Genomic DNA, 25,342 nt, shown 5'->3' with positions numbered 1-25,342 from the left:
AGAAACGAGAAAAGATTCCCGACTCGCTCGTGCCTCGCTCTCGAGAATGACGGTGGTGGGTGGATTGAGAAGTGAGAAGTTAGGCAGAGATTAGAGAGAGTCGAGAAATCGAGAAGCGAGAAGCGAGAAAGAGGCGAGAATGGAGAAACGAGACAAAGATTCCCGACTCGCTTGTGCCTTGCTCTTGAGAATGATGATGGTGAGGGGGAAAAGCGGAGTTACGCCGCTTATCGCTAAACGGTCATTCCCTACAGCGACGTAGTCGCGTGGTAGGGAATCTAGCTTTTTGGAGGAACCAAAGCGGGGTTAGAACAGTTTGCTTGACCAGCCGAGCTTGCTACGCAGTACGTGGTAGTAGCTGTAGTCTTTTGGATGAATCAAGGTCAACATATTTGGGCTTTGGTAGATATGAATTTCATCACCTGGAGAAACCGGTAAAGAGACTTGCCCATCGCAGCTTACTTCTTGGGTGCCGCGGTTATCCGGCGAAACAATCAGTTTGATGCGGCGTTTGCTATCGACCACTAACGGGCGGCATGAAAGCGTATGTGGGAACATAGGCACTAACGAAATCGCATTTAAGCTAGGCGAGAGGATTGGGCCGCCGCCGGAAAGTGAATACGCGGTCGAGCCAGTCGGTGTCGCAATGATCAAACCGTCAGAGCGCTGAGAAAAGGCGAACGTATCATCAATATAGACTTCAAATTCAATCATTCGCGCTACTTGTCCTGGGTGAAGGACAGCTTCGTTTAAGGCCGCGTTATGACTTTTGATTTGTTTGTGTCGATGGATCTCGGTTTCAAGTAAGAAGCGCTCTTCTTCAATGTATTCACCATCTAATACTGCTTTAAGCGTAGAATGGAAATCCTCTGGATTGAGATCGGTTAAGAAGCCCAGATTGCCACGGTTGACACCAATCACACGGATATCAAAGCGTGAAAGCACACGAGCTGCGCCCAGCATGTTGCCATCACCACCCACGACGATCGCAAGATCTGCTGCTTTGCCTAATTGAATTAAACTGGCAAAATGTTCTTGAGGTACATCGTCAAGAATTTCGCTCAATCTATCATCAATGTATACGCGATAACCTTGTTCCATTAGCCAGTCATACAATTCTTTATGAGTTTGAATTGCCTGCTGATCTCTAGGTTTTCCAATGATGGCGATCACTTCAAAAGGTTTTTTCATAGCTTTTCCGACCGAAATGGGCTTGAATCGATAATCTTCATCCCCATAATAATGGCAAGTGCGCTAAATATGCGAGTTTTTGTGTAGTTAACGGCGAATAATCGTGACGTGTAGGTTGCACAAAACGTTGAATTCTGGAGATATCATGAGCAACGAAGACAAAAAAATCCAAGAAGAAGAACTACAGCAGCAACAAAACGCAGCGCAAGCTGACGTTGAAGCAGTTGGTACAGACGCAGATATCGAATGGAACGAAGGAACTGCGCTAGAAGAGCAAGAAGCGAAAATTGCTCAACTAGAGGCGGCGTTACTTTCAAGTGAAGCGAAAATCAAAGAGCAGCAAGATGGTGTACTTCGTGCGAAAGCAGAAGTTGAAAACATGCGTCGTCGTGCTGAGCAAGAAGTTGATAAAGCGCGTAAATACGCTCTGAACAAGTTTGCTGAAGAACTGCTTCCAGTAATTGATAACCTTGAACGCGCTATCGCAGCAGCAGATGCTGAGAACGAAGCCGTTAAGCCGCTATTCGAAGGTGTTGAGCTAACGCACAAAACATTCGTTGATACACTAGCGAAGTTTGGTCTAAAAGAGATCAACCCTGAAGGTGAAGCGTTCAATCCTGAATACCATCAAGCGATGTCAATTCAAGAAAGCCCTGATCATGCATCAAACACGGTGATGTTTGTAATGCAAAAAGGTTATGAGCTAAACGGTCGTGTAGTTCGCCCTGCAATGGTAATGGTTGCGAAATAACGCCCATACCATTGAGCAAAAATTTGAAACGCCCTTTCTTTTGGAAGGGCGTTTTTTTATGTCCCAAGTTCACACTTTTGTCATTTTTATCGCAAGCGAGTTGAGCATTTTTCGGTGAAGAAGATGAAATTTATCTGCATGAATAATGAGTGTGCTGATTCATGAATGATTAAAAGGAGTAGATTAAATTCAGCTAATTAGAAGGAGATGGTTGTGGCGGTCAAAAAATAAATAGGCGCTTTAGGTGAGCAAATATGCGTGCTCTATGTACTCAGATGTCTATAGGATGAACAAGCATTACTTGGTGATAAAAATGTAAATAGAGTCTTTTAATTGTTAATTTGCTGTGTATTATCCGTGTTGCTCGCCGCAAGTTGCGGGCTTTATAAAAATAAAAATATCAGCAAATACACAACATTTGGGAGATTTAGAATGGATAAATCGCTTTCAAGTAAGATTTTTATCGGCTTGTTCTCTGGCTTGCTGCTGGGAACGGCGATTCAGTACTTATTTAGCGGTATCGCGATTTTTGATACGTACTTACTCGGCACTGCTGAAGGTGTCGGTGGGATGTTTGTTTCATTGATCAAGTTACTCGTCGTGCCTTTGGTTTACGTGTCGATCGTTTGCGGCATTGTTGAATTAAAAGATATTCGCTCTTTTGGTCGTCTCGGTGGCAAAACTTTTGCTCTTTACATTTTTAACACCGTGATTGCGATTGTAGCGGCCTTGAGTGTGGCAATGATTGTTCAGCCCGGCGCAGGGGCTCATTTGGCGGGTACGATCTCAGATGCCGTGGCACTGAAATCGACCGAAACCCCTGATATTTTCTCGATGGTGACTAACATCGTGCCAAGCAATCCGGTTCAAGCATTTGCCGATGGCGATATGCTGCAAATCATCTTTATGGCAATTTTGACAGGTCTTGCCATTCAAGCTCTGGATGAAAAAGGTGGCCCTGCGGTCAAAACCTTTAACGTTGCTAACGCGATTATGATGAAGTTGATCGGCTTGGTGATGAGCCTAGCGCCTTACGGTGTCTTTGCGCTAATGATCCAACTTGGCGCAACACTGAATGCGAATACGCTTGCTTCGGTAGCGGGTTACGTTGCGCTGGTGGTTAGCATGTTGGTGTTGTGGATCTTTGTTGTCTATCCGCTGGCTGTGCAACTGTTTACTGGTATTTCAGCGCGCGAGTTCTCACGTAAAACCCGTGAGCAAGTGTTGTTCTCATTATCGACGGCCAGCTCGAATGCGACTATTCCCGTTACGATGCGCACGTTGACGGATAAGCTGAACGTGTCAAAGTCGGTGGCTGGTTTTGGTGTTCCGCTTGGTGCAACCATGAACATGGCAGGCGCTTCTATCTACATCGCGATTGCTGCGGTTTTTTGTGCCAATGCCTTTGGTCAGCCGATTGATGTGACGGACTTAGTTACGCTTGGCTTTACGGTGTTATTGCTATCGATTGGCGCGGGTGGTGTACCGGGCGGCGGTGTGGTGATGGTTGGCGTAATCTTGCACCAATTAGGTCTTCCACCAGAAGGCTTGGCTATTGTTGCCGCCGTTGACCGTATCAACGACATGTTCTGTACCGCATCTAACGTCGTTGGTGACACGGCGGTGAATACTATTGTGGCGAAGTCTGAGGGTGAGATTGGCCTCACCGCTGAAGCGATGGAAGCTGAGCTTGCTGCGAATAACGCGTAAGTAAGTGGATTGGTTATTAGAAAGCGAGCCCAAGTGGCTCGCTTTTTTTTTTGATTCAGACAGTTTTTAGAGAAGAGAAAAAGAGCGAGATTCCCGACTCAGTCGTTCCTCCTTCTCGAGAATGACGGTTTAGGGTTGGTTGCTACTGTGGTTCAGCTCTAGCTTTGGTCATTCCTGATAGCCTGGTAGAGGCGTGGTCGGGAATCTAAGTGACATCACACTTGATCATGAATATTTCATACTCACATCAGATCTAATTAGATAATTCTAGGAATTATTTTCGAACGGATTCGACAACTTGAAACAGCCTTCAATTTACTTATTGACTAATTATTCTCGGAGTACGTTGTACATCGGCGTCACGGGGCGCTTAAAAGAGAGAGTTTGGCAGCATAAAAATGGTACATGCGAAGGCTTTACTAACAAATATTGTGTGCATTACTTGGTTTATTACGAGTTACACCAGAGCTTTCGATCCGCGATTGAAAGAGAAAAAAAGTTAAAGAAATGGAAGAGAGCTTGGAAGGAAAGATTAATTAGTGAATTTAATCCAACATGGCGAGATCTGTATGATGAAATATAAGATTCCCGACTCAGTCGTTCCTCCTTCTCGAGAATGACGGTTTAGCGTTGAACGCTATTATGGTTCTGCTCTAGCTTCGGTCATTCCCGATAGCCTCGTAGGGGCGTAGTCGGGAATCTGATTGGTATTCCGGCATAAGCTTCCCGACTCAGTCGTTCCTCCTTCTCGAGAATGACGGTTTTGCATTGGTCGCTACTATGGTTCAGTTCTAGCTTTGGTCATTCCCGATAGCCTCGTAGGGGCGTAGTCGGGAATCTAAATAATGAAATGAATGACATTATTTAGATGCTAAAAGGGTTGAGACCTTCGGTTTAAGCTAAAAATTTCTAATTTTTTTCACCTTTTCCCTTGAAATGCGTTTTGACGCCCTTATCTAAGGTGCATACAAGAAGCAAACATAACAATGTTTGTTTGTGAGCAAGGGTTGAAACCCAATTCTCTATCCCCACATATGGGATAGAGCAAAATAAAATAGAATTTATTCGGAGATAGCCTGATGGGTAGAATCATTGGTATTGATTTAGGTACTACTAACTCTTGTGTTGCGGTTTTAGACGGCGACAAACCACGCGTAATTGAAAACGCGGAAGGCGAACGTACAACCGCATCTGTTGTTGCATACACAGACGGTGAAACACTAGTAGGTCAACCTGCTAAGCGCCAAGCTGTTACAAACCCAACTAACACGCTATTTGCAATCAAGCGTTTGATCGGTCGTCGTTTTGAAGATCAAGAAGTTCAACGCGACATCGAAATCATGCCTTACAAAATTGTAGCGGCAGACAACGGTGATGCTTGGGTAGAAGCGCAAGGCCAAAAAATGGCTGCTCCTCAAGTTTCAGCTGAAATCCTGAAAAAAATGAAGAAAACAGCAGAAGATTTTCTTGGTGAAGAAGTTACTGCTGCTGTTATCACTGTTCCTGCATACTTTAACGATGCACAACGTCAAGCAACTAAAGATGCTGGCCGTATCGCAGGTCTAGAAGTTAAACGTATTATCAACGAACCAACTGCAGCAGCACTTGCATACGGTCTTGATAAGAAAGGCGGTGATCGCACTATCGCAGTATACGACCTTGGTGGTGGTACATTCGATATCTCTATCATCGAAATCGATGAAGTAGAAGGCGAGAAAACGTTCGAAGTTCTAGCAACTAACGGTGACACTCACCTTGGTGGTGAAGATTTCGATACTCGCATGATCAACTACCTAGTTGACGAGTTCCAAAAAGAGCAAGGCATCAATCTTAAGACTGATCCTCTAGCAATGCAGCGTGTTAAAGAAGCAGCAGAAAAAGCGAAGATCGAGCTTTCTTCTACTACTCAAACTGACGTAAACCTACCTTACGTAACTGCAGATGCAACGGGTCCTAAGCACATGAACGTTAAAGTGACTCGTGCGAAACTAGAATCTCTAGTTGAAGACCTAGTACAACGTTCTCTAGAGCCTCTAAAAGTTGCTCTAGCAGATGCAGACCTATCAGTAGGCGACATCACAGATGTTATCCTAGTGGGTGGTCAAACTCGTATGCCTATGGTTCAAGCGAAAGTTGCTGAATTCTTCGGTAAAGAAGCACGTCGCGATGTAAACCCTGATGAAGCAGTAGCAATGGGTGCTGCAGTTCAAGGTGGTGTACTAGCAGGCGAAGTAACAGACGTATTGCTACTAGACGTTACTCCACTGTCTCTAGGTATCGAGACGATGGGCGGCGTAATGACTAAGCTTGTTGAGAAGAACACGACTATCCCAACAAAAGCGAACCAAGTTTTCTCTACTGCAGAAGACAACCAAAGCGCAGTAACTATCCACGTAATCCAAGGTGAGCGTAAGCAAGCTAGCCTGAACAAATCTCTGGGTCAATTCAACCTAGAAGGCATTCAAGCTGCACCACGTGGTATGCCACAAATCGAAGTAACTTTCGACCTAGATGCGGATGGTATCCTACACGTATCTGCGAAAGACAAGCAGACTGGCAAAGAGCAGAAGATCACGATCCAAGCTTCTGGCGGTCTAAGCGATGAAGACATCGAGAAAATGGTTCAAGAAGCTGAAGCTAACAAAGAAGCGGACAAAAAGTTCGAAGAGCTAGCGACAGCACGTAACCAAGCTGACCAAATGATTCACGGTACTCGTAAGCAAATTGAAGAAGCTGGTGAAGCACTTCCTGCAGATGAGAAAGAGAAGATTGAAGCAGCAATCGCTGAACTTGAAGTTGCACGTAAAGGCGACGACAAAGAAGCAATCGATGCGAAAGTTCAAGCGCTAGCAGCAGCAGCTCAAAAGCTAATGGAAATCGCTCAACAGCAAGCTCAAGCACAACAAGGTGCTGACGCGGGTCAACAACAACAGTCTCAAGAAGATGATGTTGTAGATGCGGAGTTTGAAGAAGTTAAAGACGACAAAAAATAATTTCGTCGCAGAGTAGCCTGATTTCGTTATTGGAAGTGCTCACCTACTAGCGTAGGCTCCGCGTTTCCTCCTAGAAATCAAGTTATCTGCTTAGAAATTTGTCTCGAAGACTTATTAATACGGGCGTCAGAGGTAACTCTCACGCCCGTAAATTTGTATTTAGACTTGTCGATCTAGATAATAGCTTTATTCGGCGTTTCAGCCGGCAGAACTTTTATCTAGATTGATACACAGACTACTGAAGTGACCATTCGGTAGTGGCAATTATTTTGGTGACCTAGAACATGTCAAAACGTGATTTTTACGAAGTATTAGGCGTAAGCCGTGATGCAGAAGAGCGCGAAATTAAGAAAGCGTATAAGCGCTTAGCGATGAAATTCCACCCAGACCGCAATCAGGGTGATGAAACTGCATCAGACAAGTTTAAAGAAGTAAAAGAAGCGTACGAAATCCTAACCGATCCTCAAAAGAAAGCGGCGTACGATCAATATGGTCACGCAGCCTTTGAACAAGGTGGTGGCGGCTACGGCGGTGGCTTTGGTGGCGGTGGTGCTGATTTCGGCGACATTTTTGGTGACGTATTTGGCGATATCTTCGGCGGCGGTCGTCGCGGTGGTGGTGGCCATTCACGTGCACAGCGCGGTTCAGATTTGCGTTACAACATGGAGCTTTCTCTAGAAGAAGCGGTTCGTGGTGTATCAAAAGAGATTGAAATCCCAACGCTGGTTCATTGTGATAGCTGTGATGGTAGCGGCGCGAAGAAAGGCACTTCAGCAGATACTTGTGGCACTTGTCATGGCCACGGCCAAGTACAAATGCGTCAAGGTTTCTTCGCAGTACAACAAACCTGTCCTACCTGTCATGGTCAAGGTAAGATCATTAAAGACCCATGTAATGTGTGTCATGGTCAGGGCCGTAAGCAGAAGACGAAAACCCTTAACGTTAAGATTCCAGCAGGCGTGGATACCGGTGACCGCATTCGTCTAACCGGCGAAGGTGAAGCGGGAGAAATGGGCGCACCAGCGGGTGATCTATACGTTCAAGTGCATGTTAAAGAGCACCATATTTTCGAACGTGAAGGCAATAACCTTTACTGTGAAGTACCAGTGAGCTTTGCAATGGCAGCACTGGGTGGTGAAGTTGAAGTCCCAACGCTGGATGGCCGTGTTAGTCTGAAAGTACCTTCTGAAACGCAAACTGGCCGTATGTTCCGTATGCGTGGCAAGGGTGTGAAAGGCGTTCGTGGTGGCGGTATTGGCGATTTGATCGTCAAACTTGTTGTTGAGACACCAGTTAACCTGAGCTCACGTCAAAAAGAACTGCTAAGAGAATTTGAAGAATCTTGTGGTGGCGATGCAGCAACTAAGCATAAGCCTAAATCGGAAGGTTTTTTCAACGGTGTGAAAAAGTTCTTTGATGATCTAACCAGTTAATGTCGTTATGACTTGATTTGAAAGCCCGCTAATTTAGCGGGCTTTTTTGTATCTGCGATCAGCATGGTTTGATCATCTGTTGTCTTGTTCACTCATATTAATCAAAGTGCTAATACCAACAAGTTGACGGCAGTGCCACTCCAGCTTGGTTCAAACTTAGCGTATCGGTTGGGGTATTTAAGCATGGATCATCTTGTTGCTGGTTGAGCGGTAAGGCCATTAAGGTGTAACCGTCAGCGGTAATGACCACCGAGAAACGATAATGCTGCGTATTACTTTGACAAACTAAGCAGTTGGCCGCAGAGATGACACTCTGTTTTGCTACGGAATAGTCTTGATTTGCATCTTGGTTGTAGCTGTTTTCTAAGTAGAGTTGCATTCGGCTTAGGTCCGTCAGCGCAACCATCCGCTTGGCTTTGATGCTTTGCCTTTTAAAGCTAGGGTAAGCAACGCTGGTGATGATTGAAATTATCGTCATCACGATCAATAGCTCGATCAGTGTCATTGCCTTTAATCTTTTGTTTGCCATGTTTGCACCGTCAAATTGGATTCGTTTTCAGAACTTTCTACCTGCTTTATCGCTTATTTTTCTGAGCTGCTAGCATGGATGCAAGATTGAATTTACTTACCCATCGGCTTGCAAAGGATTTTGAGAAATGGTTCGAGGCTTTACCTTAATAGAGCTGATCATCACTTTGGCGATAACGGTGAGTCTGCTGTTTTTCGCTGCGCCTAGTTTTGATGCGCTATTGAATAAAGTAAAAATGCAGCGTTTGGCTGGTGCGTTGAATGGATTTTTAATGCAAGCGAAGTCAGAAGCGATTACCCGCAATAAAAAGCTCTATGTACACTTTTCATTTGCTCACTCTACGCGGATAACCGGCGGAGTTTGGCATCTCACGCTTACCGACTCTTCTACATCAACAGGGCAATTATTGCTGCATTTGGATGGTGCGGCTTACGCCAATATCAGCATTCAACACAGTTACCATTCGGCATACATTAGCTTTGATGGAGTGCGTGGTCGTCCTAATGGTGGTCATATCGCTTTTAATCCACACAATGATCCCAGTGGCGCGCTGCGTGTGATCATCGCCAATCCACCTGGAAGGGTGAAAGTATGCAGTGGCAGTGAGGATCGATATGGTTATCCCGTTTGCAGTTAAACACCGTGATAGGCAAAAGTCAGGGCGGGTAAGTGCTGGATTTTCGCTGGTGGAAGTGATGCTTGCTGCGACTTTAGGTTCACTGGCCCTCGCGTTAGTCGGCAGTCTGTTTATTTCTGCACAAAAAATTGCACGACAAAAAAGCCAACAACTCTATTTGCTGCAATCGATGAGCGATGCTTTTCAAACCATTGAAGAAGATATTCAGCGTGCAGGATTCGATAATGGTTTTGGTCATACCTTGCGCTTAATGAGTGCCGCGAATGTGATTGAGCAAAATGGTGCCAGTGAATTTGGCTTAGCCTATTACCGAGAGATGGCGAGTAATGATAATTATCGAATGGTGCGTTATTACCTCAACAGCGGAAAGCTAATGGTGTGCGAGCAGGGGAGTGCTTTATCTTCAGCAATAAAACCCCTCAATCAGATCCAAGCGTGTCGCAGTTTACTTGATGAGCGTGTACTACGGGTTACCTCGTTTGCCATAACCTCTTCACCTTTGAGTAACAGCCACGCCCATTCTACGTTGTGGCATTTGACGCTGGCAGTGCAAAGTTTAGATCTCAATGATTCTCGCCAGCTAACCGTTGATGTCGCGCAGAGAAATTGGCAATGAATTCATCATTTTCAATTAACTCAATTAAGCCTCGATTTTCATTCAGGTTGCGACGTCCAATAAGGCTGCAATTTTCCACAAAGCGACAGCTTCCAATAAGACGACAGCAAGGTGCCGTTACTTTGTTATTGACCTCATTGTTGCTGGTCGTGATTTTGCTGCTCACATTGGGCAGCTATCGGATCACTTTCCATCAAATCAAAATTGGTCAGAATGAGTTAACCGCGCGCCGCTTGCACTGGATGGCTGAAGGTGCCATTGAGTGCCTTTTTACCTATCTTCGAGTCTCCAACGCCAATCCAGTCGAACTCACTGAAGGAAATAGCTCAACGGCGTTGAGTGAGGTGCAAAGTCTTTGTTTGAGCGACTTAACTCATCAAGCGCTCTTTACCGAACTGGACGCGACTCATCACTATCGTTTGGTATTTACATGGCAGCATCAACGGTTGGTGAGTAAAAGTGTGGTCGCTAAGCTGCATGATGGGCAAATGGTCTATTTTTGGTTACAGGGATCGTGGCGTGATTGGTAAAGCGCACGGTTTTACCTTATTGGAGGTGATGGTTTCGTTTGCTTTGATCACGGTAGCAGCGTTAGGTTTGATCCACTTACAAGCGAAGCTGGCACAGCAGACGAGCTTTACGCTCCATAGCTTAGAAGCACTGCATTTGGCTGAACAACAAATGGAGCGCTTTCGTACTCGTGCGGCGAGCACGAGCGGTGGTGTTGGTTTGATCGCTTTTGCCGATCTAGCGCTACCGCAATATTGTGGGCAGGGCATAAATGCTCTGAGCGGATCTCGGTATAATTTGACCTGCGAGGTAAAGGCTGTGAGTGGCGCCTTAGCGGGGGAGTTAAAACAGGTCACCGTTATAGTGAGTTGGTCGCGAAGAGTTCAAGGGTATCCATTGATACCCGTATTGTCGCTATCATCTGCTGTGGGCTCTCATCAGCTCTCTTTGAACAGTTACTTATCGAGATACAGTGAGTTCGATGAGCAATAATTTGCTTCTGGCACGTTAAAACTGCAATTCTTTACATAATCGTTAAATACAGTTTGCTGTTTATGAGTGAATTGGTGTTGTGGTTGTTATGTTGTCTTGCCAGTTTTGCAAAATATGTCTCCAAATATGGAAATTCTTTCAGGACTATGTGCTTTTGTGTTGTGAATTGAATAAAATGCACAACTAACAATCGACCGAAATAATAATTCTATCTATAGGTCATAAGTCACAACATCACATATGGAATTACCATGAGTAATCAAGCTGTAAATAAAGCACCATCACCAAAGCCGAGTGGTATGGATCGCTTCCTAAACGCGATTGAACGCGCCGGCAACAAAATTCCAGATCCAGCGATTCTGTTCTTCTGGGCTCTCGTGATCACTTGGGTGCTATCTGCCCTTTTATCAAACGTTACGTTTGATCTTGTAAACCCTCGCACCGGTGAAGCACTTTCAGTTACTAACCTGTTAACGGGCGAAGCGCTTGCTAGCTTCCTTGCGAACATGGTGACGACATTCACAGGTTTTGCGCCACTAGGTATCGTATTGGTTGCGATGCTAGGTGTTGGTGTAGCTGACTCTTCAGGCTTTATCACGACTGGCCTAAAGAAAATGCTGAACTTCACGCCAGCAAAACTATTAACGCCAATGCTGATCTTGGTTGCGATCGTATCGCACACGGCAGCGGATGCGGGTTACGTATTGGTAATCCCTCTTGGTGGTATCATCTTCCACGCAGCGGGTCGTCACCCTCTAGCGGGTATTGCTGCAGCATTCGCTGGTGTATCGGGTGGTTTCTCAGCGAACTTTATTCCTTCTGGTATCGATCCATTATTGGCAAGTTTCACGCAATCTGCCGCTCAAGTTTTAGATCCAGAATACATTGTTAACCCACTAGCAAACATTTACTTCACGGGTTTATCTTCAATCATCATCATCTTGATTGGTTGGTATGTAACTGAAAAGATCATTGAACCACGCTTAGCAAATATGCCTATGGATGAAGATGCAGAAAAAGCACCGGATCTAGGTACGTTCACTGCTATTGAGTCAAAAGCGTTCCGCGCTGCGGGTTGGGCGATGGTGGCGGGTATCGCACTACTTGTCGCGGCACTTATTCCTGAAACGTCAGCACTACGTTCACCAACTGGCGAACTGACGGCTTTTGATGCACCAGTAATGAAGTCAATCGTTCCACTGATCTTTATCCTGTTTATCATTCCTGGTTACGTTTACGGTAAAGTAGCGGGCACGTTTAAAACCAGCAATGACGTTATCAAAGCGATGGCAACGACCATGTCTACCATGGGCGCATACATTGTAATGTCGTTCTTCTGTGCACAGTTCCTATCTGTATTTGCTCAGTCAAACATCGGTACTATGCTGGCGTTATACGGTGCTGAAGGCCTGAAAGCGATGAACCTGTCTGGTGAAGCAACGATCGTTGGTATGATTCTACTAACGGCGTCGGTTAACCTACTTATCGGTTCTTCTTCTGCGAAATGGGCTTTGATTGGTCCAATCCTAGTACCAATGCTAATGGCAGTAGGTATCTCTCCAGAACTTTCTCAAGCGGCATACCGCGTGGGTGACTCGGTATCGAACATCATCTCTCCACTGATGGTATTCTTCCCGCTTGTTGTGGTTTACTGTCAACGTTACGTGAAGTCGACGGGTATCGGTACGCTAGCATCTTTGATGATGCCTTTCTCTATCGCAATGCTAATTGGTTGGTCTATCTTCCTAATCGCATACTGGATGATTGGTATTCCTCTAGGTATCCAAGCGCCGTACACTTACGCAATGTAATCACTGCTTGATCTAGTCGATACAAATGTTTACAAGCCTACCCGACAGGGTAGGCTTTTTTTTATTTGCGACACGCTATACACTGCATGCGACGGTAATTGCCGTTATACATGGAAAATCACCAACTATGAAAATTCTGCTTTTAGTAGGGTTAATTGTTTTAAACGGTCTATTTGCGATGTCAGAGATCGCTTTAGTCGCAGCCAAAAATAGTCGACTTAAACGCTTAGCTAAAAAGCATCGTGCCGCTCAAGTTGCACTCGACCTAAAAGAAAATCCCACGCGTTTTCTCTCTACCATCCAAATTGGTATTACCGTGATTGGTCTATTGAGCGGTATTGTGGGTGAAGCCACGTTATCAGTGCCATTAGCGGCACAGCTTGAGCTTTGGGGCTTAGATGCGACTCAAGCTGATATTTTTTCGACAGCGATTGTCGTGGTGGGTATTACTTATTTTGCGATTGTTGTTGGTGAGCTTGTGCCGAAACGCTTTGCGCAATCTCAAGCGGAAACGATTGCTGTGTTGGTCGCTTTGCCAATTTATTGGATTTCAAAAATCACCACGCCATTTGTCTTCGCGCTATCTTGGTCAACCGAGACACTGTTGAAATTATTGGGTCAAAAAAGCCAAGAAGACAGCGTGACGGAAGACGACATTCACGCGCTGGTGAAAGAAGGTTCAGAGTCAGGTGTGATTGAGCGCGGTGAGCAAGAGATGATCCGCAATATTTTGCAGCTTGATGACCGCTTAGTCAGTTCGTTGATGACCCCGCGTCGCGACGTAGACTTCATTGATATCGATCAGCCGATTGAACAGCTCCTCAAGCGACTTCGCTCAACCAAGCACAGTGTTTTCCCGTTGTGTCAGGGGCATATGAATAAGATTGTTGGTACGGTGTCGGCCAAGGCTCTACTCAACCAAGCAAATAACCTCAATATGCAAGTGATTATGGGGCTGTCGAAAGCACCGGTCTATATTCCTGAATCAATGAAAGGCTTACGTCTACTGACTTACTTTAAAGAGTCAGGCACTGAGATGGCGTTTATTGTTGATGAGTATGGCGATGTCCAAGGCCTTGTGACGCACTATGATGTGTTGGAAGCGATTGCGGGTGAACTGTCAAACAATCCTAATGATCTTTGGTCTGAAGAGATTGATGGCGAACTGTTCGTCGATGGTTTGATTCCAATTAGTGAACTGAAAAACCGTTTAGAGCTGTCTGAGCTCGAAGGGGAAAGTGAAGGCTTCCAAACGCTGAATGGTTGGGTTACATGGTTACTGGGTCGTCTGCCAGAGATCGGTGAAGTGATCGATTGCCAGCAGTGGCACTTCGAAATCGTGGCGGTGGAAAATAACCGTATCGTCAGTGTAAAAGTGACGCCAATTGAGCAGCAAGCGAGCGAGTAATACACGCACTGTTGTCCATTGTGTCTAAGATTAGGTATGCTTTGCCGCATACCTATTTTTTTGTTTGTCTTTAGGAGTCGACTTTGTCGCAATCCCATTCTCAACCACACTCTTCCCTTCAATCTGCGATGTCCTCGCCTGCGGATTCGTCGTTGCAATTTAGCGCCCAAGATGAGCATTTTATGCGCCGCGCGATGGCTTTGGCTGCACAGGCTGAGTTGGAAGGGGAAGTACCGGTTGGCGCGGTGCTAGTGAAAGATGGTGAAGTGATTGCAGAAGGTTGGAACCAATCTATTGGCCAGCATGATGCCAGTGCTCACGCCGAGATGCAGGCGATTCGTAAAGCCGGACAAGCGGTGGAAAATTATCGCTTACTGGATACCACGCTCTATGTCACTTTAGAGCCATGTCCAATGTGTGCTGGTGCTTTACTGCATAGCCGTGTTAAGCGTGTTGTCTTTGGTGCCCCTGACCTTAAAGCGGGTGCGGCGGGAACGGTTCTCAATCTCTTTGAACATCAAGCGGCGTATCATTACGCACAGGTTGAACATGGGTTACTTGAAGAGGATTGTCGCAGTCAATTGCAGGCTTTTTTTAAGCGTCGCCGTAAAGAGATTAAAGCGCGTAAGCAAGCAGAAAAGAAAGAAGCCGATCAGGGTGAGTAACTCTTTGGAAGTGAGGTTAGTAAATATCAACCGCTATTTACTAACCTTCTCGTCTCATCTAACACTCAAGTTGAGCTAAAGTCAGCTGAAGGCTCATTAACTTGATAGCTGCATGAACGCTCGATGGCGGGCAATCACCTTTTTCTTGTTGTTGACTAGCTTGCGTTTACGGCGGTTAGCAGCAACAGTCTTTGTAAGGCGTTTTGATTGCATGCGACGTTTACGCATAATCACAATCTCCTACAGATATCTGTAAAATCAAATATTCCTAAAATTCAACACAAACGTCTCCTCTCTTGCTCGTAAACGGAGTGAAGAGTGAGTGCAGTGTTGTGTGGTATTAGGAGTCCGAAAGCAGCTTCGCGGATGATAGTCAGCAGAGGTCTATGAGTGAGTCAGTTGCTCTGCTTGCGCGAAGGGCAGTGAGTATCTCTGGTTTGTAGGGCAAATATCAAGCAAGAGCCTCAACTAAGTGAGGCTCTTTTGATTTGGATTCGCTTATCTCGCCGTTATTCTTCGCTTTTGGCTACACTAGCGGCTGATACACTGCCTGAAACGGCTGGTATTGCGGTTGAAGCAGGGCTTATTGAACTGCTTGCCGCTGACAAGACGCTCGGGTCGAGTTGAATCACTGTTAAATCGTTGATATCAACTTCTCCTTCATCCGGCGTTTGCTGCTCAATGTGGCCAATAATGCTCTGGTAGTAACGACGAATATTCTCGACGTAGTTTTTCGCTTCATCACCACGCGCATAGCCGTAACGGGTTTGGCGATGGTACTTCGCTTGGCGTAAAAGAGGTAAGCGCTCTTTTACATCAGACCATTGGTCAGGATTACCGCCTTGCTTCTTAGTGAGGCGACGAGCATCCATCACGTGACCGTAGCCGACGTTGTAAGAAGCTAACGCAAACCAAATCTTCTCATGTTGCTCAATCGAGTCAGGAATGCGTGCCACCATTCTACGTAGGTACTCAACCCCGCCTTTTACTGATTGTTCGGGATCAAGGCGGTTGGTTACCCCCACACTTTTCGCCGTTGGCAGCGTCAGCATCATCATTCCGCGTACGCCTGTTGGTGATTTTGCCATTGGGTTCCAGTGTGATTCTTGGTAAGCCAATGCTGCGATTAAGCGCCAATCGAACTCTTCGGAATATTGTTTAAATAACGGTGACCATTTTGGCAGCTTCTTATCCAGTGCACGGATAAACGCACGGGTATCAACGTAATCAAATGAGCCTACATGACCGATGTATTTCTCTTCTAATTGAGCCAGTTCACCCGATTGTTTTAAATGACCGAAAAATTCAATCACCATCGCATAAAGGCTTTCATCCTCAGAGCGGCGTAAGAACCAAGAAGTCGGTTGATCTTCTGTTAATTCAAATGCGGTCGCCACATCAGGATAGATGCGCTGTGATAAGGAAACTTCCACTGAATCTGCCACAGTAAAGCGAATGTCACTCTCAGAGACCTCTTTTAGTAGGTCATTGACATCAGCATTGGGATCAATCGTAAACTTAAACTCAGGGTGTTCTTGCTGAATTTTGCTGAGTGTCTGGTTGAAATGAGAATCGCCAACGATAGTGACAATCGGCTGCCCTTCATTTTCTTCAATTAATTCGTTTTGCTTAGCTAACAATTGCTCAAGGTTACGTGGGCGCCATTTGCCTTTCTCATAGATCAACTGCTGGCTGACGTAGTAATACGCAGGGCCAGGGCGAAAGCGCTGCATACGTTCAGGAGATTGGGTAAGGCCTGCTGCAATAATATCTATTTCGCCATTTTCCAATGCAGGATAAAGGTTTGAAATGCGATAAGCGGGCTTCATTTCCAAACGTACGCCAAGCTCTTTAGCGAACTGACGCGCAATTTCATAATCCAAACCAGCAGGGCCATCGGGACCGATATAATAAGAAAGCTGATTATTTAGGGTACCCACACGCAATACACCGCGTTCGCGGATTTGGTCTAGGTCGCTCTTTGGTTCAGATTCGATCTGACAGCCAGCGAGTAAAACCGCGCTGAAAACAAGCACAAAATAGGTCCGTGCTTTGGTTAAAAATTGGCTACTCATTTAGTGATTCTCATACTTCATGTACGGCCTTTATATCAGAGTGGCGAGATAAGGCAAAGTGCAGCGAAAGCGATCGCGACCACCGCTTTGTTTTTGCACAATTTAGCTGTAATTCAAATTTGACAAAAAAAAGTGCGCAAACGTTTGCTTTTGATGTTACATCACAAAAACAATTGCTTTATAATGCCTGCGCAACGGCTAGGTAGGATTGGCATGAGTTTGTAATGGGTGTTGTTTAACCATTTGAATTTATTCCAATATTACTTTCATTAATCGTAGAGAGACCTAAGCACATGAGAATTTTGCGTGGCTCCCCAGCTCTTTCAGAGTTTCGTGTTAACAAGCTTCTTGAACTTTGCCGTGAACAGCAATTGCCTGTGACCGCTATTTACGCTGAGTTTATGCATTTTGCTAACTTGACGGCCGAGCTTGCTCAGCCTGAGCTTGAGAAGTTAGAAAAACTCCTCACTTATGGCCCAACTATTGAAGAGCACGATCCAGCAGGATTGCTACTTCTTGTGACGCCACGCCCAGGCACTATCTCGCCATGGTCTTCAAAAGCAACAGATATTGCTCGTAACTGCGGTTTGGACCAAGTTCAACGTCTTGAGCGTGGTACAGCGTATTATGTTGAAACCTCTACAGAGCTGAACGAACTGCAAAAGCTTGAGCTTAAAGCCATCTTGCACGATCGTATGATGGAAGTGGTTTTCTCCGATGTTGAATCTGCAGAGGCACTGTTTAAAGTGTCACAACCTGCACCATACGCGGAAGTGGATCTACTGGCCGGTGGTCGCGCTGCGCTTGAAAAAGCAAACGTTACCCTAGGTCTTGCTTTAGCTGAAGATGAGATTGATTACTTGCTAGAAAGCTTTTCCGAAAAGCTTGGCCGTAATCCTACTGATATCGAATTGATGATGTTTGCTCAAGCGAACTCTGAGCACTGTCGTCATAAGATCTTTAACGCAGATTGGACTATCGACGGTGTTAAACAAGATAAATCATTGTTCAAGATGATTAAGAACACCTTTGAAGTCACACCTGATCACGTTCTTTCTGCTTATAAAGATAACGCGGCAGTCATGACGGGCTCTGAAGTGGGTCGTTTCTTCCCAGATCCAGAAACTCGCCAGTACAACTACCATCAAGAGAAGACTCACATCTTGATGAAAGTTGAAACCCATAACCACCCAACGGCTATTTCCCCATGGCCGGGTGCATCAACGGGTTCTGGTGGCGAGATCCGCGATGAAGGCGCAACGGGTATTGGTGGTAAGCCAAAAGCAGGTCTTGTGGCATTCTCTGTCTCGAACCTTAAAATCCCGAACTTTGTTCAGCCTTGGGAAACCGATTTTGGTAAGCCAAGCCGTATCGTTACTGCGTTAGATATCATGCTTGAAGGCCCACTTGGTGGCGCTGCATTCAACAACGAATTTGGTCGTCCAAACCTACTTGGTTACTTCCGTACTTACGAAGAAAAAGTAAACTCTCACGCTGGTGTTGAAGTGCGTGGTTACCACAAGCCAATTATGCTAGCTGGTGGTCTTGGTAATATCCGTGATGAGCATGTGCAGAAGAAAGAGATCCCAGTCGGTGCAAGCCTAATCGTTCTTGGTGGTCCTGCGATGAACATCGGTCTTGGTGGCGGTGCGGCATCTTCAATGGATTCTGGTTCTTCTTCTGAAGATTTAGATTTCGCTTCGGTACAACGTGAAAACCCAGAGATGGAGCGTCGTTGTCAGGAAGTGATTGACCGTTGTTGGCAGCTAGGTGATGCCAACCCAATCGCCTTTATCCACGATGTGGGCGCGGGCGGTATCTCAAATGCCCTTCCTGAGTTAGTAGACGACGGTGAGCGTGGCGGTATCTTTAACCTACGTGACGTACCAAACGATGAGCCGGGTATGAGCCCACTTGAGATCTGGTGTAACGAATCTCAAGAGCGCTATGTAATGGCGGTAGCGGATAAAGACATGCCAACGTTCGATGCGATTTGTAAGCGTGAGCGTGCACCATACGCAGTGGTCGGTAAGGCAACGGAAGAGCGTGAACTTAAACTGCAAGATTCACACTTCGACAACACGCCAATTGATATGCCAATGGACATCTTATTAGGTAAAACACCTAAGATGCACCGTGACGCGCAAACGCTAAAAGTGAACAATCCAGCGATTGACCGTTCGGGTATCGAAATCAACGAAGCGGTTGACCGCGTTCTTCGTCTACCAACTGTGGCAGAGAAAACCTTCCTTATCACTATTGGTGACCGTTCAGTAACTGGCCTTGTGGCTCGTGACCAAATGGTGGGTCCATGGCAGGTTCCAGTTGCTAACTGTGCGGTAACGGCGGCAAGTTACGACTCTTACCACGGTGAGGCGATGTCTCTTGGTGAGCGTACGCCAGTGGCACTACTAGACTTCGGCGCATCAGCTCGTCTAGCCGTTGGTGAAGCAATCACTAACATCGCAGCGACCAATATCGGCGATATCAAACACATTAAACTGTCGGCGAACTGGATGTCTCCAGCGGGTCACCCAGGTGAAGATGCAGGTCTTTACGAAGCGGTGAAAGCTGTTGGTGAAGAGCTATGTCCAGCGTTGGGTCTTACTATCCCGGTGGGTAAAGACTCTATGTCGATGAAGACTAAGTGGGAAGAGAATGGCGAGCAAAAAGAAGTCACGTCTCCGCTATCTCTTGTTATCACTGCATTTGCTCGTGTTGAAGATGTTCGTAAAACGATTACGCCTCAGTTGCGCACCCCGAATAACCTTGAAGGCTTAGGCGCTACAAGCTTAGTTCTTATCGACCTAGGTAACGGTAAAAACCGTTTAGGTGCTACGGCACTAGCGCAAGTTTACAAACAACTTGGTGATAAGCCCGCTGACGTAGACAACGCGGCGCAACTAAAAGGTTTCTACGAAGGCGTTCAAACGCTGGTTGCTAACGACCAAGTTGTCGCTTACCACGATAAAGGCGACGGCGGTCTATTCGTAACACTGGCTGAAATGGCGTTCGCAGGTCACTGTGGTGTTAATGCAAACATTGAAGCGCTTTTAGCTGCATCAGAGAACAGTGAAGACACACTAGCTGCACTATTCAACGAAGAGCTAGGTGCGGTCATCCAAGTTCGCAACGATGATTTAGATGCTGTTCTTTCTACGCTTGCTGCAAATGGTCTAGAAGCGTGTTCACACATTATCGGCTCTGTTGAAGATTCTGATCAGCTCGTGATTAAGTCTGGCGAGTCTATCGTGATTGAACGTAACCGTACGGAACTACGTACTATCTGGGCTGAGACGACGCATAAGATGCAAGGTCTACGTGACAACCCTGCATGTGCTGACCAAGAACATGAAGCGAAGAAAGACAACTCAGATCCTGGTCTGAACGTGAAACTGAGCTTTGATGTAAAGCAAGACATTGCTGCGCCATATATTGCCAAAGGTTTGAAGCCGAAGATGGCGATTCTGCGTGAGCAGGGTGTTAACTCACACGTTGAAATGGCCGCAGCATTCGACCGTGCAGGTTTTGAAGCAACGGATATTCACATGAGCGATATCCTTACCGGTCAAGCGGTACTTGATGAGTACCAAGGTCTTGTGGCTTGTGGCGGTTTCTCTTACGGTGATGTACTCGGCGCGGGCGAAGGCTGGGCTAAGTCGGTTCTGTTTAACGACTCGACTCGTGAGCAATTTGCCAACTTCTTCAAGCGTGAAGATACCTTCTCTCTCGGTGTGTGTAACGGTTGTCAGATGCTGTCTAACCTTCGTGAACTTATCCCGGGTGCAGAGTACTGGCCACGTTTCGTTCGCAACGAATCAGAGCGTTTTGAAGCTCGTTTCAGCCTAGTTGAAGTGCAGAAGTCTGATTCTGTCTTCTTTAACGGTATGGAAGGTTCTCGTATGCCAATCGCGGTTTCTCACGGTGAAGGCCGCGTAGAAGTGCGTGACAACGACCACCTAAATGCGATTGAAAACTCAGGTACGGTTGCACTGCGTTACGTTGATAACCACGGTAACCCAACGCAGCAATACCCGAACAACCCGAACGGTTCACCAAATGCGATCACTGGCCTAACAACGACGGATGGCCGCGTGACGATCATGATGCCGCACCCTGAGCGTGTATTCCGTACGGTTGCCAACTCTTGGTCTCCAGAAGGTTGGGGTGAGAATGGCGCGTGGATGCGTATGTTCCAAAACGCACGTAAGAATGTGGGTTAATTAAGCATTATTTAAACAGTGTTATCGGGAAAATAACCACAAGCGCAGATCGAAAGATCTGCGCTTTTTTGTTTGATAGGCTTAGATTATTAGACTATATCGTCATTCCCTAGAGCGAGGAATGAGGGAGTAGGGAATCTCTGTTGGTTTTCGGCTAGCAGGAATAGATCCCCATCTCGTTCGTACCTCACTCTTGAGGATGACGAAAAAGGCTTTGAACACAATCTTTGTCATTCCCTAGAGCGAAGAATGAGGGAGTAGGGAATCTCTGTTGGTTTTCGGCTAGCAGGAATAGATCCACAACTCGTTCCCACCTCACTCTTGAGGATGACGGTAGAGGCTTTGAACGTAATCTGCGTCATTGCCGAGAGTGGCGAACGAGTGTTGTTGGGAGTCTCTTTTGTTGGGAATGAAATCGTCTCTCGTCTGCGGTAAAAAACTTGCAGCGTTTCGATAACTTTTATGCTCTAATACCGCGCTTACCAAGGGATGGTGTTAAACAGCTCAGCTTCGATGGAGTTATCAAGTTGACCGATCCCTGAATAATCCCTAGGAAATAGAAATGTCTAAGAACAAAAAATTTGCAATTCGTGTGTCTGAAAAGCGCACTGGTTGGACTGCTGAAATCACTCGTCAAGTGACCTCTCGTAAAACGGTTGTTTCTAAGCGTGAAGCTGGTTTTGAAAGTGAAGAGCTTGCACAAGCTTGGGCTGAAAAAGAGCTATTGGGTTTTGTGAAAAACCAAGCAGAGCGTAACGAGCGTAAAGGCCAACAACGTGTTGAGCGTAACGAACGTCAAGAGCGTCTAGAACGTGAAGCAGCAGAACGTAAAGCAGCGTTCCTTCAAGCTCGTAGCGAAGCTAACGATGCAGCAGACGAAGATTTCGACGACTACGAAGACTAATATTTAGTTTTATCTCGTTGTAAAAAAACCGCCCTCAGGCGGTTTTTTTGTCTCTAAAATCGCAGTTTTCGCGTTTAGCGGAACTGACCAACCTCAGGTAAAAACTCAAACCCTGCACTGGCCAGTTTGGTTTCTAAATCAGTTTTATCGATATCAAAAAACGCAACTAACTCATCCAGATCGCCATTGAAATCGTCGCGCAGTTTCAAGTTGACGATACTCATCAGCATGATGGTATCCATGCTTTTAAAATTGGCTAAATCCATGTCTAATCCTCGAAGTCAGAGATAAGCAGGTTAGCTGCCGCAAAGGCCGCTTTTTCACGAATAGCAAGCTCAAGCGTTGTATCCGCAGCAATTTCATTTAACGTACGAACCGCGCAGGTAATGGCTTGAGGGATATAGCCTTGATCGCCACTGCCAATCTGTGCATAAAGCTCGCGTATTAAGTCACAACAATCATAAACTTTCATCGTCATTTACTTCCAATCAAAATGAGAACTGGTCTCAATATACACAGAGTCACGAGCAAACTCAAAGTGAGAGCTTGCGCTATCTCAAGGCTTGTGTGGAAATGCGGTTAATTTATGCAATCCGATTAGCCAATGCGGATTAGCTTGGGTTGTTTACTTGCATTTCAAGCTGTTGCGTGACCTCTGGATCCAGTTTTAGTTGTTTCGCTAATTCTTGCAAATAAGCCTTTTCCATAAAGTTTTGTTCATCAACCACCAGTAGAGATGCAAGATAAATTTCAGCCGCTTGTTGCGATGTTGAAGCTAAACGAGCGATTTGAATTGGATCGAGTGGTTTATTGAGCTCTTGCTGTATTAGCTCACGCAGGTGTTGATCGCCACCAGATTGTTCGATAGCGGCGTCGATTTGCGCCATCTCGTCATTGTCCACGTGACCATCGGCTTTTGCCGCAGCAATCATGGCTTTAATGATTAACTGACTGTGTATGGGTTGGTTTTGATCAAATGGTTCATTGTTGGTGGCTGAACTAGATTGTTTGCCTTGCCAATCGTTATAGACCTTATAGGCAAGCGCCCCAAGCGCGGCTGCGCCACCAACCTTGAGGGCGTTTTTACCAATTTTAGCGCCCATTTTTTTACTCTTTTTCGACCCCATGAGTAGCCCGACTAAGCCGCCGCCGACTGCACCCGCACCAAGAGTCTTCAATGATCCTGAGCTGGATTGTTTTTTGAGTTGCTGTTGACCTTGGCGCACGATATCTGAATTCAGTGCTTGGTTCAGTAGAGATTTTAGATCCATAAGAAGCTCCAGTAGTGGCGTAATTAACTCTTAGAGTGAATGTAAGAACATTAGCAGAGCAAAAATGAACGTAAGATTAATGGGATAGGGTTTTGAGAGCCGAGATTGAAGCGAGAATAGAATCGGGAAGCGAGATTGAAGAGGCGAGAATCGAGAAGCGAGATTAAAGAGGTGAGAATCGAGAATCGAGAAACGAGAGGTGGGTAACTTCTCGCCTCTCGCTTTTTCTCGCCTCTCGTAGCGCAGCGTTCTGCTTTTGCTCGTCTCTCGGAGCGAAGCGTTCTGCTTTTGCTTTTTCTCGACTCTCGGAGCGAAGCGTTCTGCTTTTCGCTTTTTCTCGACTCTCGAAGCGCTACTCCGGCGCGTAACCGTGCATGCTGAGCAGATCACCATCAAGGTAAGCGGCTTTGCCATCGACCATTTCTAAACGGCCTTCAACAAACCATTTTGCGACCATTGGATAGATGCGGTGTTCTTGGTTTTGCACGCGTTCGGTGAGAGTTTCTACCGTGTCTTCATCAAAGATAGGCACTTTAGCTTGCAGGATCACCGGACCACCATCAAGTTGCTCGGTAACAAAGTGCACACTGGTGCCGTGTTCTTCATCACCGGCATGAATGGCACGCTGGTAGGTGTTAAGGCCTGGATATTTCGGCAGTAGAGAAGGGTGGATGTTAATCATGCGGCCCATGTAGTGGCGAACGAATTCGCCACTTAGAATACGCATGTAACCAGCAAGGATGACTAAATCAGGTTTAAACTCATCCATTTGGCGCATCAACTCATGATCGAAAGCGTCGCGAGTATCGAACGCTTTAGGATCAAGAAATACTCCAGCAGCTCCGGCGTTTTTTGCACGCTCAAGCGCATAGGCTTCCGCTTTATTTGAGAATACGGCGGTCACTTTGCCATCGGTGATTGAAGAATCACACGCATCAATGATGGCCTGTAGGTTGGAGCCATTTCCAGAAACTAAAACAACGATACTCTTCATACTTAATTGATCTCTACTTGCTCTTCGCCTGCCTGTGCTGGAGCAATTTTACCAATTACCCATGCATTTTCGCCTTCTTGTTGCAGCAACTTGACGGCTGCGTCTGCTTGGTCAGCAGGTAGTGCAACAACTAAGCCTACACCACAGTTGAAGGTACGGTACATCTCGTGTGTCGTGACGTTACCTTTCTCTTGTAGCCATTTAAAGATAATTGGCCACTCCCAGCTGTTACCATCAACCAACGCTTTAGTGCCTTGTGGTAGAACGCGTGGGATGTTTTCCCAGAAACCGCCACCAGTAATGTGCGAGATAGCATGAATGTCATGCTGCTCGATCATTTTTAGTGCCGATTTAATGTAAATACGAGTGGGTTCAAGTAGGTGCTCACCGATAGTACGACCTGCAAGTTCTTCGTTCTTGTCTGCGCCAGATACTTCAAGGATCTTACGCACCAAAGAGTAGCCATTTGAGTGAGGGCCGCTAGAACCGACAGCAATCAGTGCGTCACCGGCTGCCACTTTGCTACCATCGATGATGTCTTCTTTCTCGACAACGCCAACACAGAAGCCAGCAACGTCATAGTCTTCGCCTTCGTACATGCCTGGCATTTCTGCTGTTTCACCACCAATGAGTGAACAACCCGCTTGAATACAACCCTCAGCAATACCAGTAACAACGTCTGCTGCGGTATCAACATCGAGTTTGCCTGTTGCGTAGTAATCAAGGAAGAATAGTGGCTCGCCGCCTTGAACGATAAGATCGTTAACACACATCGCCACAAGGTCGATGCCGATGGTGTCATGTTTGTTCATATCCAATGCAAGGCGAAGTTTTGTACCCACGCCATCTGTACCCGATACCAAGACTGGCTGCTTATATTTCGTTGGCAATTCGCAAAGTGCACCAAAGCCACCAATTCCACCCATAACCTCTGGGCGACGAGTACGTTTCACCGCACCTTTAATGCGATCAACAAGTGCATTACCTGCATCGATATCAACGCCAGCATCTTTATAACTTAGAGAAGTATTATTGCCACTCACAGGAAGTCCTCGGTTAAGTAAGTTGGATATGAGAAAACGGCGCTATTCTACCAGTTGATAAATACCAATAGCAAACGTTTGCGTGA

23 protein-coding genes are annotated in these 25,342 nt (G+C 46.1%); 14 read left to right on the top strand and 9 right to left on the bottom strand.

Going from position 1 to position 25,342, the window contains the following annotated elements; genetic code table 11:
• Nucleotides 1–306 precede the first annotated feature (306 nt).
• Complete coding sequence (gene nadK, locus RH86_RS01880; RefSeq protein WP_009384615.1) at nt 307–1,191, bottom strand: NAD(+) kinase; 885 nt, start codon at nt 1,189–1,191, stop codon at nt 307–309.
• 145 nt (nt 1,192–1,336) lie between these two features.
• On the opposite strand from nadK, the gene grpE reads away from it, so the two are divergent.
• The 5 genes from grpE to dnaJ all read left to right on the top strand — a co-directional run bounded on the left by grpE (nt 1,337) and on the right by dnaJ (nt 8,078).
• A complete protein-coding gene (gene grpE, locus RH86_RS01875; protein WP_005594264.1) occupies nt 1,337–1,942 on the top strand; it encodes a nucleotide exchange factor GrpE in 606 nt (201 codons plus the stop codon).
• Nucleotides 1,943–2,374: 432 nt separating this feature from the next.
• Nucleotides 2,375–3,652, top strand: coding sequence for a dicarboxylate/amino acid:cation symporter (locus RH86_RS01870; RefSeq protein WP_005594266.1), 1,278 nt, complete (start codon nt 2,375–2,377; stop codon nt 3,650–3,652).
• A gap of 298 nt (nt 3,653–3,950) precedes the next feature.
• Nucleotides 3,951–4,235: a GIY-YIG nuclease family protein gene (locus tag RH86_RS20050; protein WP_009384614.1), complete on the top strand. Its 285-nt coding sequence runs from the start codon at nt 3,951–3,953 to the stop codon at nt 4,233–4,235.
• A gap of 496 nt (nt 4,236–4,731) precedes the next feature.
• The gene (gene dnaK / locus RH86_RS01865) at nt 4,732–6,645 is read left to right on the top strand and encodes a molecular chaperone DnaK (protein WP_005593271.1); all 1,914 of its coding nucleotides are present in this window, start codon (nt 4,732–4,734) and stop codon (nt 6,643–6,645) included.
• Between the two features lie 284 nt (nt 6,646–6,929).
• On the top strand, nt 6,930–8,078 hold the full coding sequence (gene dnaJ / locus RH86_RS01860) for a molecular chaperone DnaJ (RefSeq protein ID WP_009384613.1): 1,149 nt from the start codon (nt 6,930–6,932) through the stop codon (nt 8,076–8,078).
• Between the two features lie 109 nt (nt 8,079–8,187).
• On the opposite strand, the gene RH86_RS01855 is transcribed toward dnaJ, so the two are convergent.
• On the bottom strand, nt 8,188–8,607 hold the full coding sequence (locus tag RH86_RS01855) for a type IV pilin protein (RefSeq protein WP_223296314.1): 420 nt from the start codon (nt 8,605–8,607) through the stop codon (nt 8,188–8,190).
• Nucleotides 8,608–8,734: 127 nt separating this feature from the next.
• On the opposite strand from RH86_RS01855, the gene RH86_RS01850 reads away from it, so the two are divergent.
• The 7 genes from RH86_RS01850 to tadA all read left to right on the top strand — a co-directional run bounded on the left by RH86_RS01850 (nt 8,735) and on the right by tadA (nt 14,746).
• Entirely contained in the window at nt 8,735–9,244 is a 510-nt protein-coding gene (locus tag RH86_RS01850) for a GspH/FimT family pseudopilin (RefSeq protein WP_005593274.1), read from the top strand.
• The gene (locus tag RH86_RS01845; RefSeq protein WP_009384611.1) at nt 9,222–9,860 is read left to right on the top strand and encodes a PilW family protein; all 639 of its coding nucleotides are present in this window, start codon (nt 9,222–9,224) and stop codon (nt 9,858–9,860) included. The genes RH86_RS01850 and RH86_RS01845 overlap by 23 nt, the downstream gene beginning before the upstream one ends.
• Nucleotides 9,861–9,982: 122 nt before the next feature.
• A complete protein-coding gene (locus RH86_RS01840) occupies nt 9,983–10,390 on the top strand; it encodes a hypothetical protein (protein WP_009384610.1) in 408 nt (135 codons plus the stop codon).
• Entirely contained in the window at nt 10,380–10,862 is a 483-nt protein-coding gene (locus tag RH86_RS01835) for a prepilin-type N-terminal cleavage/methylation domain-containing protein (RefSeq protein ID WP_009384609.1), read from the top strand. Before RH86_RS01840 ends, RH86_RS01835 begins: the two co-directional genes overlap by 11 nt.
• A gap of 251 nt (nt 10,863–11,113) precedes the next feature.
• Nucleotides 11,114–12,673 carry an AbgT family transporter gene (locus tag RH86_RS01830; protein WP_009384608.1) on the top strand — a complete coding sequence of 520 codons (1,560 nt, stop codon included), beginning with the start codon at nt 11,114–11,116 and terminating at the stop codon, nt 12,671–12,673.
• Between the two features lie 127 nt (nt 12,674–12,800).
• Complete coding sequence (locus RH86_RS01825) at nt 12,801–14,081, top strand: hemolysin family protein (RefSeq protein ID WP_009384607.1); 1,281 nt, start codon at nt 12,801–12,803, stop codon at nt 14,079–14,081.
• A gap of 128 nt (nt 14,082–14,209) precedes the next feature.
• Nucleotides 14,210–14,746, top strand: a complete 537-nt coding sequence (gene tadA, locus RH86_RS01820; protein WP_038219076.1) for a tRNA adenosine(34) deaminase TadA — start codon at nt 14,210–14,212, stop codon at nt 14,744–14,746.
• 96 nt (nt 14,747–14,842) lie between these two features.
• Here the strand turns inward: tadA and RH86_RS20760 are convergent, their stop codons facing one another.
• On the bottom strand, nt 14,843–14,974 hold the full coding sequence (locus RH86_RS20760) for a hypothetical protein (RefSeq protein WP_009384605.1): 132 nt from the start codon (nt 14,972–14,974) through the stop codon (nt 14,843–14,845).
• A gap of 281 nt (nt 14,975–15,255) precedes the next feature.
• The gene (gene mltF, locus RH86_RS01815; RefSeq protein WP_009384604.1) at nt 15,256–16,821 is read right to left on the bottom strand and encodes a membrane-bound lytic murein transglycosylase MltF; all 1,566 of its coding nucleotides are present in this window, start codon (nt 16,819–16,821) and stop codon (nt 15,256–15,258) included.
• 293 nt (nt 16,822–17,114) lie between these two features.
• Here mltF and purL point away from each other — a divergent pair, with 293 nt between their 5' ends.
• Complete coding sequence (purL, locus tag RH86_RS01810; protein ID WP_009384602.1) at nt 17,115–21,044, top strand: phosphoribosylformylglycinamidine synthase; 3,930 nt, start codon at nt 17,115–17,117, stop codon at nt 21,042–21,044.
• Between the two features lie 562 nt (nt 21,045–21,606).
• A complete protein-coding gene (locus RH86_RS01805) occupies nt 21,607–21,948 on the top strand; it encodes a DUF3622 domain-containing protein (protein ID WP_005599319.1) in 342 nt (113 codons plus the stop codon).
• A 74-nt stretch (nt 21,949–22,022) separates the two neighbouring features.
• On the opposite strand, the gene RH86_RS01800 is transcribed toward RH86_RS01805, so the two are convergent.
• The 5 genes from RH86_RS01800 to purM all read right to left on the bottom strand — a co-directional run bounded on the left by RH86_RS01800 (nt 22,023) and on the right by purM (nt 25,256).
• Nucleotides 22,023–22,214, bottom strand: coding sequence for a DUF4250 domain-containing protein (locus tag RH86_RS01800; protein ID WP_005599320.1), 192 nt, complete (start codon nt 22,212–22,214; stop codon nt 22,023–22,025).
• 2 nt (nt 22,215–22,216) lie between these two features.
• Nucleotides 22,217–22,420 (bottom strand): YaeP family protein, encoded by a 204-nt coding sequence (locus RH86_RS01795; RefSeq protein ID WP_005599321.1) that lies wholly within the window; start codon nt 22,418–22,420, stop codon nt 22,217–22,219.
• A gap of 139 nt (nt 22,421–22,559) precedes the next feature.
• Entirely contained in the window at nt 22,560–23,219 is a 660-nt protein-coding gene (locus RH86_RS01790) for a tellurite resistance TerB family protein (protein ID WP_009384597.1), read from the bottom strand.
• Nucleotides 23,220–23,571: 352 nt separating this feature from the next.
• The gene (gene purN / locus RH86_RS01785) at nt 23,572–24,213 is read right to left on the bottom strand and encodes a phosphoribosylglycinamide formyltransferase (protein WP_009384595.1); all 642 of its coding nucleotides are present in this window, start codon (nt 24,211–24,213) and stop codon (nt 23,572–23,574) included.
• A 2-nt stretch (nt 24,214–24,215) separates the two neighbouring features.
• On the bottom strand, nt 24,216–25,256 hold the full coding sequence (gene purM, locus RH86_RS01780; RefSeq protein WP_009384592.1) for a phosphoribosylformylglycinamidine cyclo-ligase: 1,041 nt from the start codon (nt 25,254–25,256) through the stop codon (nt 24,216–24,218).
• Between the last annotated feature and the right edge of the window lie 86 nt (nt 25,257–25,342).

The sequence above is a fragment of the Vibrio sp. N418 genome (genome assembly GCF_000222565.1).
Taxonomy (GTDB): Bacteria; Pseudomonadota; Gammaproteobacteria; order Enterobacterales; family Vibrionaceae; genus Vibrio; species Vibrio scophthalmi.
This window is presented reverse-complemented; position numbering and strand designations above follow the sequence as displayed.

Coding starts and splice junctions, on each gene's coding strand:
- nadK (WP_009384615.1), bottom strand. CDS start 1,191: ATGAAAAAACCTTTTGAAGTGATCGCCATCATTGGAAAACCTAGAGAT.
- grpE (WP_005594264.1), top strand. CDS start 1,337: ATGAGCAACGAAGACAAAAAAATCCAAGAAGAAGAACTACAGCAGCAA.
- RH86_RS01870 (WP_005594266.1), top strand. CDS start 2,375: ATGGATAAATCGCTTTCAAGTAAGATTTTTATCGGCTTGTTCTCTGGC.
- dnaK (WP_005593271.1), top strand. CDS start 4,732: ATGGGTAGAATCATTGGTATTGATTTAGGTACTACTAACTCTTGTGTT.
- dnaJ (WP_009384613.1), top strand. CDS start 6,930: ATGTCAAAACGTGATTTTTACGAAGTATTAGGCGTAAGCCGTGATGCA.
- RH86_RS01855 (WP_223296314.1), bottom strand. CDS start 8,607: ATGGCAAACAAAAGATTAAAGGCAATGACACTGATCGAGCTATTGATC.
- RH86_RS01850 (WP_005593274.1), top strand. CDS start 8,735: ATGGTTCGAGGCTTTACCTTAATAGAGCTGATCATCACTTTGGCGATA.
- RH86_RS01845 (WP_009384611.1), top strand. CDS start 9,222: ATGGTTATCCCGTTTGCAGTTAAACACCGTGATAGGCAAAAGTCAGGG.
- RH86_RS01830 (WP_009384608.1), top strand. CDS start 11,114: ATGAGTAATCAAGCTGTAAATAAAGCACCATCACCAAAGCCGAGTGGT.
- RH86_RS01825 (WP_009384607.1), top strand. CDS start 12,801: ATGAAAATTCTGCTTTTAGTAGGGTTAATTGTTTTAAACGGTCTATTT.
- tadA (WP_038219076.1), top strand. CDS start 14,210: ATGTCCTCGCCTGCGGATTCGTCGTTGCAATTTAGCGCCCAAGATGAG.
- RH86_RS20760 (WP_009384605.1), bottom strand. CDS start 14,974: ATGCGTAAACGTCGCATGCAATCAAAACGCCTTACAAAGACTGTTGCT.
- mltF (WP_009384604.1), bottom strand. CDS start 16,821: ATGAGTAGCCAATTTTTAACCAAAGCACGGACCTATTTTGTGCTTGTT.
- purL (WP_009384602.1), top strand. CDS start 17,115: ATGAGAATTTTGCGTGGCTCCCCAGCTCTTTCAGAGTTTCGTGTTAAC.
- RH86_RS01805 (WP_005599319.1), top strand. CDS start 21,607: ATGTCTAAGAACAAAAAATTTGCAATTCGTGTGTCTGAAAAGCGCACT.
- RH86_RS01800 (WP_005599320.1), bottom strand. CDS start 22,214: ATGGATTTAGCCAATTTTAAAAGCATGGATACCATCATGCTGATGAGT.
- RH86_RS01795 (WP_005599321.1), bottom strand. CDS start 22,420: ATGAAAGTTTATGATTGTTGTGACTTAATACGCGAGCTTTATGCACAG.
- RH86_RS01790 (WP_009384597.1), bottom strand. CDS start 23,219: ATGGATCTAAAATCTCTACTGAACCAAGCACTGAATTCAGATATCGTG.
- purN (WP_009384595.1), bottom strand. CDS start 24,213: ATGAAGAGTATCGTTGTTTTAGTTTCTGGAAATGGCTCCAACCTACAG.